This is a genomic window from Microbacterium sp. FW305-3-2-15-F-LB2, assembly GCF_058787255.1.
On record NZ_JBYSZO010000001.1, the window covers coordinates 1,841,819 to 1,854,391 of the forward strand.

Annotated in this window: 11 protein-coding genes; 6 read left to right on the plus strand and 5 right to left on the minus strand. The window is 69.9% G+C overall.

The features are described from left to right. Positions 1-79: 79 nt before the first annotated feature. Positions 80-1,267 (minus strand): ferrochelatase, encoded by a 1,188-nt coding sequence (locus AC3WLZ_RS08945; RefSeq protein WP_492469792.1) that lies wholly within the window; start codon positions 1,265-1,267, stop codon positions 80-82. A gap of 126 nt (positions 1,268-1,393) precedes the next feature. On the opposite strand from AC3WLZ_RS08945, the gene pepN reads away from it, so the two are divergent. The 5 genes from pepN (at position 1,394) to AC3WLZ_RS08970 (ending at position 7,587) form a co-directional block, all read left to right on the plus strand. Next, entirely contained in the window at positions 1,394-3,943 is a 2,550-nt protein-coding gene (pepN, locus tag AC3WLZ_RS08950; RefSeq protein ID WP_492469793.1) for an aminopeptidase N, read from the plus strand. A gap of 131 nt (positions 3,944-4,074) precedes the next feature. Continuing rightward, positions 4,075-4,986: an ABC transporter ATP-binding protein gene (locus AC3WLZ_RS08955; RefSeq protein WP_492469794.1), complete on the plus strand. Its 912-nt coding sequence runs from the start codon at positions 4,075-4,077 to the stop codon at positions 4,984-4,986. Continuing rightward, entirely contained in the window at positions 4,983-5,771 is a 789-nt protein-coding gene (locus AC3WLZ_RS08960) for an ABC transporter permease subunit (protein WP_492469795.1), read from the plus strand. The genes AC3WLZ_RS08955 and AC3WLZ_RS08960 overlap by 4 nt, the downstream gene beginning before the upstream one ends. Positions 5,772-5,839: 68 nt before the next feature. After that, entirely contained in the window at positions 5,840-7,108 is a 1,269-nt protein-coding gene (locus AC3WLZ_RS08965; protein ID WP_492469796.1) for a mechanosensitive ion channel family protein, read from the plus strand. Further along, complete coding sequence (locus AC3WLZ_RS08970; protein ID WP_492469797.1) at positions 7,105-7,587, plus strand: globin; 483 nt, start codon at positions 7,105-7,107, stop codon at positions 7,585-7,587. Before AC3WLZ_RS08965 ends, AC3WLZ_RS08970 begins: the two co-directional genes overlap by 4 nt. 80 nt (positions 7,588-7,667) lie before the next feature. Here the strand turns inward: AC3WLZ_RS08970 and AC3WLZ_RS08975 are convergent, their stop codons facing one another. Next, on the minus strand, positions 7,668-8,540 hold the full coding sequence (locus tag AC3WLZ_RS08975) for a cation-transporting ATPase (protein ID WP_492469798.1): 873 nt from the start codon (positions 8,538-8,540) through the stop codon (positions 7,668-7,670). A 171-nt stretch (positions 8,541-8,711) separates the two neighbouring features. Then, entirely contained in the window at positions 8,712-9,380 is a 669-nt protein-coding gene (locus AC3WLZ_RS08980) for a DUF8185 domain-containing protein (RefSeq protein ID WP_492469799.1), read from the minus strand. Between the two features lie 51 nt (positions 9,381-9,431). On the opposite strand from AC3WLZ_RS08980, the gene AC3WLZ_RS08985 reads away from it, so the two are divergent. Then, entirely contained in the window at positions 9,432-10,301 is an 870-nt protein-coding gene (locus AC3WLZ_RS08985) for an acyl-CoA thioesterase (RefSeq protein ID WP_492469800.1), read from the plus strand. A 2-nt stretch (positions 10,302-10,303) separates the two neighbouring features. Here the strand turns inward: AC3WLZ_RS08985 and AC3WLZ_RS08990 are convergent, their stop codons facing one another. Beyond that, the gene (locus tag AC3WLZ_RS08990; protein ID WP_492469801.1) at positions 10,304-10,837 is read right to left on the minus strand and encodes an acyl-CoA thioesterase; all 534 of its coding nucleotides are present in this window, start codon (positions 10,835-10,837) and stop codon (positions 10,304-10,306) included. Continuing rightward, positions 10,830-12,509, minus strand: a complete 1,680-nt coding sequence (gene ettA, locus AC3WLZ_RS08995; RefSeq protein ID WP_412924638.1) for an energy-dependent translational throttle protein EttA — start codon at positions 12,507-12,509, stop codon at positions 10,830-10,832. Before ettA ends, AC3WLZ_RS08990 begins: the two co-directional genes overlap by 8 nt. Positions 12,510-12,573: the final 64 nt, after the last annotated feature.

Sequence of the window (12,573 nt, forward strand, 5' to 3'; positions counted from 1 at the left end):
TAAAGAGAGCCGCCGACACCGTGGGCGCACACGACGACGCCGCCCACCCCGAGTCGGAGCGAGCGGCGTCGAGGCATCGTCAGGGCCGCAGTCCCGCGGCGACGGGCTTGAACCCGGCGCGGACGTTCTCGCAGCACCCCGGGCGGCAGACGTCGTACCAGGGGCCGAGGTCGGTCACGTGCGGACGCTCGGACTTCGGCGTGCCGGCGAGGCGCTCCTCGACCAGGTCGACGAGGCCGGAGACGTACGCGGGGTCGACGCCCGGAGTGGGCGTGCGGACGGCGCGGATGCCGGCCTCCTCGGCCGCCTCCATCGCCTCGGTGTCGAGGTCCCACAGCACTTCCATGTGGTCGCTGACGAATCCGAGCGGGACGATGACGACGGCCTCCGCCCCGCGGCCGGGGAGCTCGGCGATCACGTCGTTGACGTCGGGCTCGAGCCACGGCTGCGATGCGGGGCCGGAACGCGACTGGTACACGAGTTCCCACTCGACGTCGGCGACGGCCGCCGCGACCTCGGCCATGACGTACGCGGCGACAGCCTTGTGCTGCGCCTCGTAGGCGCCACCCTCGCCGAAGTCGACGTCACGGGGGCCGGACCGCTGGGCGTCAGCGGTCGGGATCGAGTGGGTGGAGAAGAGCACGCGGATCTTCTCCGGCGCGATGCCGTCCGCAACGTAGGAGGACACGGCATCCTTGACGCCCTCGACGAAGGCGGAGACGAAGCCGGGGTGGTCGAAGAACTGCCGCACCTTGTCGATCGTGACCGTCTCGCCGAGCCCGGTGGCCTCGAGCACGCGGGCGTAGTCCTCGCGGTACTGGCGGCAGCTGGAGAACGAGCTGTACGCGCTGGTCGCGATGGCGAGAAGAGTCGTGTCGCCGGCGTCCGCCGCCTCGGTGACGGCCTCCTCGAGGTAGGGCGCCCAGTTGCGGTTGCCCCAGTAGACGGGGAGGTTCAGTCCGCGGCGCGCGATCTCCGCCTCGAGAGCGGCCTTCAGCGCGCGGTTCTGCGCGTTGATCGGGCTCACGCCGCCGAAATGGCGGTAGTGATGGGCGACCTCTTCGAGGCGCTCATCGGGGATGCCACGCCCGCGCGTGACGTTGCGCAGGAACGGGATCACGTCCTCCTGCCCCTCGGGCCCGCCGAAGCCGGCGAGGAGGATGGCGTCGTAGGCCACGGGCGTCTCGACCCACTTGGGTCCGGATGCCGCGGCAGGAGACGCGTAAAGGACGGTTTCGGGGGTGGTGTCCGTGTCGGTCGTACTCACCCCGACATCCTCCCACCAACCTCATCAGCCCGGCCCTGGGGTATCTCGACACTAGGCTTATACGGTTGTCGTCGGCGCCAGCAGTGCCATCCGCGACGATCCACCCACATCCTCGGGAGAACGCCAGTGCCAGGAGAGAACCTCACCCGCATCGAAGCGCAGGAGCGCCGCGCGATCGTCGACACGCACGAATACGACGTGCGGCTCGACCTCACTCGTGGCGACGAGGTGTTCGGTTCGGTCACCACCGTCCGCTTCACCGCGACCGAGGGGGCATCGACGTTCATCGACCTCATCGCGCGCACGGTCAACACGGTCACCCTCAACGGCCGCAGCCTCGACCCGGCCGAGGTCTTCGCCGACTCGCGCATCGCGCTGGACGGCCTCGCCGCCGAGAACGAACTCGTCGTCGATGCGGACTGCGAGTACACGAACACCGGCGAGGGCCTGCACCGCTTCGTCGACCCCGTCGACGGCGAGGTCTACCTCTACACGCAGTTCGAGGTGCCCGATTCGCGTCGCGTGTTCACCGTCTTCGAGCAGCCCGACCTGAAGGCCGAGTTCACCTTCACGGTGACGGCCCCCGCCGCCTGGAAGGTCGTCTCCAACTCGCCCACACCCGAACCGCGCGAGGTCGGAGACGGCGTCGCCGAGTGGAGCTTCCCCGCGACGCCGCGCATCTCGTCCTACATCACCGCCCTCGTCGCGGGCCCTTACGAGTCGACGTTCTCCGAGCTCACGAGCGCTGACGGCCGCGTCATCCCGCTCGGCGTGTACGCCCGCAAGAGCCTGTGGCAGTACCTGGATGCCGACTACGTCTTCGACAAGACCCGTCAGGGCTTCGCGTACTACGAGGAGAAGTTCGGCTTCCCCTATCCCTTCGCGAAGTACGACCAGCTCTTCGTGCCCGAGTTCAACGCGGGCGCGATGGAGAACGCCGGCGCCGTGACGTTCACCGAGACGTACGTGTTCCGCAGCAAGGTCACGGATGCCGTGAAGGAGCGTCGCGTCGTGACGATCCTGCACGAGCTGGCGCACATGTGGTTCGGCGACCTCGTCACCATGAAGTGGTGGAACGACCTCTGGCTGAACGAGTCGTTCGCCGAGTGGGCCTCCACCATCGCGACGGCCGAGGCCACCGAGTGGGAGGCGGCCTGGACGACCTTCAACGCGATGGAGAAGACCTGGGCCTACCGCCAGGACCAGCTGCCCTCGACGCACCCCGTCGTCGCCGAGATCAACGACCTCGAAGACGTGCAGGTGAACTTCGACGGCATCACCTACGCCAAGGGCGGGTCGGTCCTCAAGCAGCTGGCCGCGTGGGTCGGTATCGAGCAGTTCTTCGCGGGCGTCGCGGCGTACTTCCAGAAGCACCAGTGGTCCAACACCGAGGTCGGCGACCTGCTCACCGAGCTCGAGACCACGAGCGGGCGCGACCTGGGCGACTGGGCCAAGAAGTGGCTCGAGACGGCGGGCGTCAACACGCTGTCGCCGCTCATCGAGCAGGACGACCACGGATCGCTCACGCGCTTCGCGATCGTCCAGACCGCCCCGTCGGACTACCCGACCATCCGTCCGCACCGTCTCGGCGTCGGCTTCTACTCGCTCTCCACGTCCGGCCGTCTCGAGCGGGTGCACCGCGTCGAGCTCGATGTCGACGGCGACCGCACCGAAGTACCGGAGCTGCGTGGCATCCGTCGTCCCGACCTCGTGCTGCTGAACGACGACGACCTCGCCTACGCGAAGATCCGTCTCGACGAGCGCTCGCTCGCCACGGCCATCGCGCACCTGAAGGACATCGCCGACCCGCTCGCGCGTTCGCTCGTCTGGGGTGCCGCGTGGGACCAGACCCGGGATGCCGAAGCCTCGGCGACCGACTACATCGACCTGGTGCTGCGCAACATCGGTTCCGAGACCGAGTCGACGACCGTGCGCACGACGCTCGCGCAGCTCCAGCTCGCCGCGAACAGCTACGTCGCCCCCGCCACGCGCGCGACCGCCCGTGAGCGTGTCGCGGACGGCCTGTGGGAGCTCGCCCAGTCCGCGGAAGCGGGCAGCGACAGCCAGCTGCAGTTCGTCACCGCGTTCGCCTCGGCGGCGGCCACGCCGGCACACGTCGAGACGGTCCGCTCACTGCGCGACGGTGAGACGGTGCTCGACGGGCTCGAGATCGACACCGACCTGTCGTGGCAGCTGCTCGTGGCCCTCGTTGCGGGCGGTGCGGTCACGGCGGACGACATCGACGCGGCCCGCGCCGCCGACAACACCGCGAAGGGTGGCGAGTTCGCGGCGCAGGCCAAGGCCGCGCTGCCCACGGTCGAGGCCAAGCAGGAGGCCTGGAGCTCGCTGATCGACAGCGCCGACGCGCCGAACACCATCGTGCGTTCGGCCGCGCTCGGGTTCACGCACCCCGCGACGGTCGACGTGCTCGCGGAGTTCGTCCAGCCGTACTTCGACATGTTGCTGCCGATCTGGGAGAGCCGCAGCTACCAGATCGCGCAGTACCTGATCGTGGGGCTGTACCCCGCCGCACTGGCGAACACGCAGCTGCGCGACGCCACGCGCGCCTGGCTCTCGGCGCACAAGGACGCCGCTCCGGCGCTTCGTCGCCTCGTGAGCGAGAACCTCGCGGGTGTCGAGCGCGCTCTCGCGGTGCAGGAGCGCGACGCGCAGTAGGGCAACGGCCTCGACGGACGCCCTCTCCCGCTTCGGTGGGAGGGGGCGTACCTCTTGCGATGTACTCCCCCACCCGGGGGATCCACCCGCGGACGGACGCGCCGACGGCCCGTGCTTCCTAGCGTGGAAGCATGATCATCGCAGACCACCTCACCAAGAGATTCGGTACCCGCACCGCCGTATCCGATGTCTCGTTCACCGTTCCTCCGGGGCGCGTCACCGGGTTCCTCGGCCCCAACGGCGCGGGCAAGTCCACCACGATGCGCATGATCGTCGGACTCGACCGCCCGAGCGCGGGCAGCGTCACCGTAAACGGCACGCCGTACGACCGGCTCCGCGCCCCTCTCACCGAGGTGGGCGTCCTCCTCGACGCCAAGGCCGTGCACACCGGACGCTCGGCACGCAACCACCTGCGCGTCATGGCCGCGACCCACGGGATCGGGCCGCGACGTGTCGACGAGGTCATCGAGCTCACCGGCATCGCCTCCGTTGCCGACAAGAGAGCGGGGGGCTTCTCGCTCGGCATGGGCCAACGCCTCGGAATCGCCGCGGCGCTTCTGGGCGATCCGCACACGCTGATCCTCGACGAGCCGGTCAACGGTCTCGACCCCGAGGGCGTGCGGTGGGTGCGCGAGTTCGTTCGCCACATCGCGGCCGAGGGCCGCACGGTCCTGCTCTCCAGCCACCTGATGAGCGAGATGGCTCTGACCGCCGACCACGTGATCGTGCTCGGGCGCGGACGCGTCCTCGCCGACGCGCCCTTGGGTGAACTCGTGCGGTCGTGGACCACCGAGGCCGTGCTCGTCCGCTCCCCCGAGCTCACGCGGCTCGTCGAGGTGCTGGTACCGGAAGGAGTCACGACGACGCTCGCCGAGCCGGGGCTCGCCCACGTCGTCGGCGCCTCCGCGGCCGTTGTCGGCGACATCGCCGCCCGCCACGGCATCCCCCTCCATGAACTGACCCCGCGCAGCGGCTCGCTCGAGGACGCCTACCTCGCCCTCACCGATGACGCGATCGAGTACAAGACGAAGGAACTCGTATGACCGCCCTCACCGCGCCTCGGCGCACGACGTTCACGGATGCCACGACCGGTCCGACATTCCTCCGGACGCTCCGCGCCGAGATGCTCAAGCTGACGACGCTCCGCTCGACGTGGTGGTCGCTTGCGATCGCGGCCGCCCTGTCCGTGGCCATCGCGTGGCTCTTCGGCTCGGCGTCGGACGGTGGCGACCCGATCCTGGGTGTCGTGGTCTCGGCACAGTTCACGATGCTCGTCGCCGGCGTCCTCGGTGCCATCGCGGTCACCGGCGAATACGCCACCGGCATGATCCGCTCCACCCTCACCGCGAATCCTCGTCGTGTTCAGGTGGCCCTCGCCAAGAGCGTCGCGATCGCGCTCGTCGTGGGCGCGGCGACCGCGGTCACGTACCTCGTCTGCCTCGCGGTCACGGTGCCCACCTCATCGGTCGCCATCGTCTGGTCGGACCCGGCCCGAGCCGTGCTTCCTCTGGTGTTCGGGATCGCTGCGATGGTCGCGTACGCGCTCATCGGTATGGGCTTCGGGCTCCTCATCCGCAATGGCGCCGGCGCGATCGCCGCCACCGTGGGCGTGCTGTTCGTCGCCCCGATCGCGGTAAACCTGTTCGCCCTGGGCGGCCCGTCGTGGCAGTGGGTGGTCGACCTCGGCCGGTACCTCCCGGTCGCCGCCGGATCCGACCTCACGGCGATCCCCACGGGTGACGTCCTGGTCCCGGCCCTCACCCTCGCCGCGTGGGTGGTCGGGCTCGTGGGGGCGGGGATGGTCCTGCTCCAGCGCCGCGACGCCTGACCCGAGGGGGTCGACGGATGCCTCGATGCCCAGGTGGCACCGAGGCATCCGTCGTTAGCATGAAGGGGATGCCTGTACTCGCGAGCACACCGGAACCCCGCCCCACGCCCAACGGTCTGACGGACCCTTCCACCTGGGCGTGGCTCGGGGAGCGCCTGCTGGAATTCGGCGGCGTCATTCTCCGGATCGTCGGGATCATCATCGGCGTCATCGTCGCCGCCTGGGTCCTCCGCGTCATCATCCGCCGTGTCGTCGACCGCATCGTCAACGGCGCCAAGAAGAACGCCCGCGTCGACGACACGCAAGCCCTCGACCGGTCTCCGCTCGCGGCTGTCCGGCTCGTGCAGCGCACACGAACGCTCGGCACGATCCTTCAGAACATCGTCAACGTCGTTCTCGTGATCGTCGCGCTCGTGTGGATCGCGGGCATCGTGGCACCCAACGCCCTGGCATCCCTCACCCTCCTCACGGCCGCGATCGGTGCCGGACTCGGCTTCGGCGCGCAGAACATCGTCAAGGACGTCCTGAACGGGATCTTCATCGTCGCGGAGGACCAGATCGGCATCGGCGACGTCGTCGATCTGGGGCTCGCTACCGGCATCGTGGAGTTCGTGAGCGTCCGCATCACGCATGTGCGTGACGTCAACGGCACGCTCTGGTACGTCCGCAACGGCGAGATCACGCGTATCGGCAACATGTCGCAGGGCTGGTCGCGCGTCATCATCGACCTGGCGGTGCCGGTGGATGCCGACATCGACGACGTCGAGAAGGCCATGCTCGGTGCCGCCAAGGCGCTCGCCAAGGAGCAGAAGTGGCGCTCGCGCATCATCGAGCAGCCCGAGATCTGGGGCTTGGAGTCGATCAGCGGCGACGCCCTCGTGATCCGCCTGGTCATGAAGACCCGCTCGAGCGCGAAGGACGACGTGGCGCGCGAACTCCGGGTCCGCCTGAAGCGAGCGATCGACGACATGGGGCTCACGCTGCCTCAGCTGAACTCCATCGTGCTGACCGGAGCCGAAGGCGCTCAGAGCGTGCGCGGGGCCCACCCGCCGAAGACGAAACCGACCCCCGTCACCACCGCGACCGAGCGGCCCGTCTGGCGACCGCGGCGGAAGAGGCTGGCCGTGTCGGACACGGTGCTCGACGCGGATGCCGTAGCCACCGAGATCGCGGCCGAGAAGGCCCGGGCGAAGAAGACGAAGCCGGTCGCGAAGGCCGAGACTCCCGCGCCGCCCGCAGACGCCCCGCCCGCAGACGCCCCGCCCGCAGCCGGCGACGGCGTGCACAAGCCCACTCCCCCCGCCGTGCGGGCCGACGACGACGGAGCCTCCGCGTGAGCGAACCGATCAGCTTCTACGAACAGGCCGGCGGGATGGACACCTTCCGGCGCCTGGTCGACGCGTTCTACCGCGGGGTCGCCGACGACGACGTCCTCAAGCCGATGTATCCCGAAGAAGACCTCGGGCCCGCGGCCGAGCGTCTCACGCTGTTCCTCGCGCAGTACTGGGGCGGGCCGACCACGTACAGCGAGAACCGCGGGCACCCGCGCCTGCGCATGCGGCACAATCCCTTCCACGTGAACCCCGATGCGCGCGATCGGTGGCTGCGGCACATGCGTGCGGCGGTCGACGAGATCGCGCTTCCTCCGGCCCTCGAAGCGCCGCTGTGGGACTACCTGGAGCGCGCCGCCCACGCGATGGTGAACACGTTCGAGCCACGCGGTATCGGACCCTTCCAGGGCGGGCGCCCCGCTACGGGACTCCCCGTCCGCGCGGCGGAAGCCCCGCGCGGGGAGGGCGGAGCGCCGGTCGGCTGATCGACGGCGGCGCCCTCTTTCGGCGGTGCGTTCGCTTGCGGAGAGCGGCGCGAGCGAGCGCAGCCCCCGCGAGCGAGGCGTCAGCGGCCGAAGATGTCGCCAAGACCCGGGAGTTCGAAGCCGGAGATCCGTTCTCCCAGGCCGCTGAGACCCTCACCGGCGCCCGAGATCGCCTCCTGCGCGCCACCTGCGGCCTCACCGATCGCCTCGGCTCCGAGCCCCTCGGCGAGAGCAGGGAGTTCGACCCCGGATGCCAGAGCCTCCAGGTCGACGCCGGCCGCGAGCCCCGAGAAGTCGACGCCCGACGCCACCGCCTCAGCGATCAGCGGCGCCGCCACCGCGCTCGCGACCGCCCCACCGGCGACGACGGCGAGGAGCCCTCCGGCCCCGAGGACGCCCGCTCCGACGAGTCCGCCGCGGCCGGTCCGGGCGAGCAGAGCCGACATGCCGCCGGGGCGCTGTGCCTCGGCGCGCCCGGCCGCGCGGGCGAGGTCGGCGGGGGCGTCGCTGCGCGGCCGGTCGTGCGGTGCGAATTCGGCATCCATCCGACCGCGCACGTGGGCGCGTTGCGCCGGGGTGAGGCGTTCGAACGCCTCGCGATGGAGGCGCTCCACCTGGTCGGGGTCGGCAGTGCGAAGGAGGTAGTCGTAGCGCGCGATGGCGGTGCGGTCTTCCGGGGGGAGCGCGGCCGCGGAGGCGGTCGGCGGAGCGTACCGATGACCGGGCTCCGTCGCCCCCGCAGCGCCGGGTGCCGCATCCGCGCGCGTGACCCGAGCAGGTGCGGCGGGGGTCTGCGGCGAACGGCGGTCGCCCGTGACAGCATCCGCGGCCGTGCGGACGAGATCACGCCAGTCCGTTCCGGCGGTCGATCCGGCGTTGGACGACGGACGCGAGGAGCCGGTCTTCTCGACGGCGCGGGCGGCGAGATCGAACAGGCGGGAGATCTTGGACATGGGGACACCTCTCGACGGGCGGCACGTGGCCGCGACGTCAAGGTCTCTTCCGTTCCGAGGAACCGACGTGCCCGGAGCCCAACCGTGGACTCGTGATGACGAGGACGTCGTCGAGGAATACTCCCCTTGCGTGGAACCGACGGTAGCGCCGATGGCTATGAGGTCGCTGGATCAGCGACCTGTGGCCCGCACCGCCGTGAGCCCGGAGCGCACCGGCCCGCGGACGAGCACGTGTCCGCGATTGAGCGTCACGCGCGTCCACACGCCGCTCGTGCGGACCGCGGCCTCCTCGGCCCCAGCGATGAACCCCAGCGCGTAGGCCGCGAACGCCGTGCCCAGCGGCAGACCCCCGAGGGCGTCGTCCGGTTGACCCCACACCTGAGCGCGCACCGTCCGCACGACATCCTCGCCCGGGTCGGCGGGCAGGGCGTCGGCGACCGCGGCGATCCCGTACTGGGCGCGCGCCGCCAGGACGGCGCTGTCGAGGGCGTCGGACTGCAGCCAGCCGCCACGAGGCGGGGAGACACCGGCCCAGGCCGGGGCGCTCGCGATCTCGGGCAGCACGACCGCTGAGGCATCGTCGGGGGCGATCGAGAGAGCGGATGCCTCGACCACCAGGTCGCACTGCAGCTCCGGGTCGACGGGTGACACCCGCAGACCGAGCACGGTGGGCGTGGCATCCAGGAGCCCGCGGGGCGCCAGCGGAGCCGCGGTCGTGACGAGGACGCCGCCGTCTGCGCGGAGCCGGACGGAGCCGTCACCGAGCCGTACGGATCGGGACGCGAACGTGAGCAGGTCGGCTGCCGCCTGCGGATCGGGGAACATCAGGCGGGCGGACACCCGCCCTAAACTATCAAGCGACGCAGACCTCTGCGCGGGACGGGAGTGAGCGTGACCGACGCCATCGACCCCGTGGCCTCGCTGCTCGCGGTGCTCGACCTCCGCGACGCGGGAGCACGGACCACCGAGGACATCTTCACCGGTGTCTCGCAGCCGATGCCGTCGGGCCGTGTGTATGGCGGCCAGGTGCTGGCGCAGTCGATCGTCGCCGCGTCGCGAACCCTTCCGCCCGAGCGCACCGTGCATTCGATGCACGGGTATTTTCTTCGGCCGGGCGACCCCGCTACCGGCATCACGTTCTCGGTCGACCGGATCCACGACGGGCGGTCGTTCTCGACTCGGCGCACGCAGGCTTTTCAGGCCGGCGTGCCGATCTTCTCGATGATCGCCTCGTTCCAGGACGAGGGGCCGGGCCTCGAACACGCCGAACCGATGCCCGTCGGCATCCCGTTCCCGGAGGATCTTCCGCCGTTCGACGACAGCCAGCTGCACCCGGCCAGCCGCAAGCTCTTCTCGGAACGACCGGTGGATGTTCTGCATGTGCCGTCGCCCGTGTACACGTCGGTCGAGGGCCCGCACGTGCCGCGTCAGGCCGTGTGGATGCGCACGCGACGCGAGCTCCCCGACGACCCGGCGGTGCACCGCGCCGCGCTGGCGTACCTGAGCGATCTGACGATCCAGGAGACGATCCTGCGCGGTCACGGAGTCCCATGGAGCGCACCGGGCCTCCGGGTGGCGAGCTTGGACCACGCGATGTGGTGGCACCGGCCGGGGCGCGTCGACGACTGGCTGCTCTACGTGCAGGAGTCGCCGAACGCCCGCGGCGGCCGTGGACTCTCCACCGGGCGCATCTACACGCGCGAGGGGACGCTGCTGGCGAGCGTCGCCCAGGAGATCATGGTGCGGGTGCCGGGCGAATAGGGTCAGCGCGTGGCGCCGCGCCGGCGGTACTCGATGGGGTCGCCCACGTACGGGCCCCAGGCGGCTCGCTCGGTCTCGCTCCACCGGATGGGGCGGCCGCTGGCCGTGTCGACGAGCACGACCACCGCGGTGGCGCGGGCATAGAGAACGGGCGCGTCGTCGCCGATCGGGCTGAAGACCTCGAAGCAGATGTCGGCGCTGGAGCCGCCCATCGCACCGATCCACAGGCGCACGTCGAGCGGTCGTTGACTGTACGGCACCGGGCGGAGGTACTCGATCTCCTGCCGCGCGATGAGGGTCGCGCGCTCTCCCCCGCTCTCCAGCACGCTCATGTCGAACACGGCGGTCGGCAGGGCGTCCCCGGCTTCGTCTCCGCGCCAGAACGCGCGGAGTCGTGCCTCTTCCAGCAGCTTCAACATCGACGTGTTGTTGACGTGGCCGAGTGCATCGAGATCTCCCCACCGCAAGTGGATGGGGATGTGGAGCCGCTCGGGCCCGGCCGGAGCCGAGCCCGAGGAGGGCGTCACGTCAGTCACGCGTGAGCTTGCGGTAGGTCGAGCGGGAGGGGTTCGCCGCATCGGCGCCGAGACGCTCGACCTTGTTCGCCTCGTAGGCCTCGAAGTTGCCCTCGAACCAGTGCCACTGGTCGGGGTGCTCGTCGGTGCCCTCGTAGGCGAGGATGTGCGTGGCGATGCGGTCGAGGAACCACCGGTCGTGCGTGATGACCACGGCGCAGCCGGGGAACTCGAGCAGAGCGTTCTCGAGCGAGCTCAGGGTCTCGACATCGAGGTCGTTGGTCGGCTCGTCGAGGAGGAGCAGGTTGCCGCCCTCCTTCAACGTCAGCGCGAGGTTCAGACGGTTGCGCTCACCGCCGGAAAGCACGCCGGCCTTCTTCTGCTGGTCGGGTCCCTTGAAACCGAACTTCGACACGTAGGCCCGCGAGGGGATCTCGGTCTTACCGACCGTGATGATGTCGAGCCCGTCGGACACGACCTCCCACAGCGTCTTCTCGGGATCGATGTTCGCGCGCGACTGGTCGACGTAGCTGATCTTGACCGTCTCGCCGATCTTCAGCGTGCCGCCATCGAGGGGCTCGAGACCGACGATCGTCTTGAACAGCGTGGTCTTTCCGACACCGTTGGGGCCGATGACGCCGACGATGCCGTTGGGGGGCAGGTTGAAGCTCAGGTTGCTGATGAGAGAGCGGTCGCCGAAGCTCTTCTCGAGCTTCTTCGCGTCGATCACGATGCTGCCGAGACGAGGGCCGGCGGGGATCTGGATCTCGTCGAAGTCGAGCTTGCGCGTGCGCTCCGCCTCGGCGGCCATCTCCTCGTAGCGCGCCAGACGCGCCTTCGACTTCACCTGGCGGCCCTTGGCATTGGACCGCACCCACTCGAGCTCTTCCTTGAGGCGCTTGGCGAGCTTGGCGTCCTTCTTGCCCTGGACGTCGAGACGCTGGCCCTTCTTCTCGAGGTAGGTCGAGTAGTTGCCCTCGTAGGGGTAGAGGTGACCGCGGTCGACCTCGGCGATCCACTCCGCGACGTTGTCGAGGAAGTACCGGTCGTGGGTGATGGCGATGACGGCGCCCTTGTAGGCCTTGAGGTGCTGCTCGAGCCAGAGCACGCTCTCGGCGTCGAGGTGGTTGGTGGGCTCGTCGAGCAGCAGCAGGTCGGGCTTCTGCAGCAGCAGCTTCGCGAGGGCGACGCGGCGGCGCTCACCACCGGACAGCGGCACGACCGACGCGTCGGCCGGCGGGGTGCGCAGGGCATCCATCGCCTGCTCGAGCTGCGAGTCGAGGTCCCACCCGTCGGCGGCGTCGATCTCTTCCTGCAGGGTGCCCATCTCGGCCAGCAGCGCGTCGAAGTCGGCGTCGGGGTCGGCCATGAGCGCCGAGATCTCGTTGAAGCGGTCGAGCTTCGGCTTGATCGCGACTCCGTCCTGGATGTTCTCCAGCACGGTCTTGCTGTCGTCGAGTTCGGGCTCCTGCATGAGGATGCCGACGGTGAATCCGGGACTCAGCCGGGCCTCGCCGTTGGACGGCGTGTCGAGGCCCGCCATGATCTTCAGGATCGTGGACTTACCGGCCCCGTTCGGGCCGACCATGCCGATCTTGGCGCCGGGTAGGAACGACATCGTGACGTCGTCGAGAATCAGCTTGTCGCCCACGGCCTTGCGGGCGCGGACCATGGAATAGATGTATTCGGCCATCGAGGACGTACCACCTTCGATTGAGGATGAGGGCCGCGCCCTCCCGGGTCGCGGAGTCGAATGT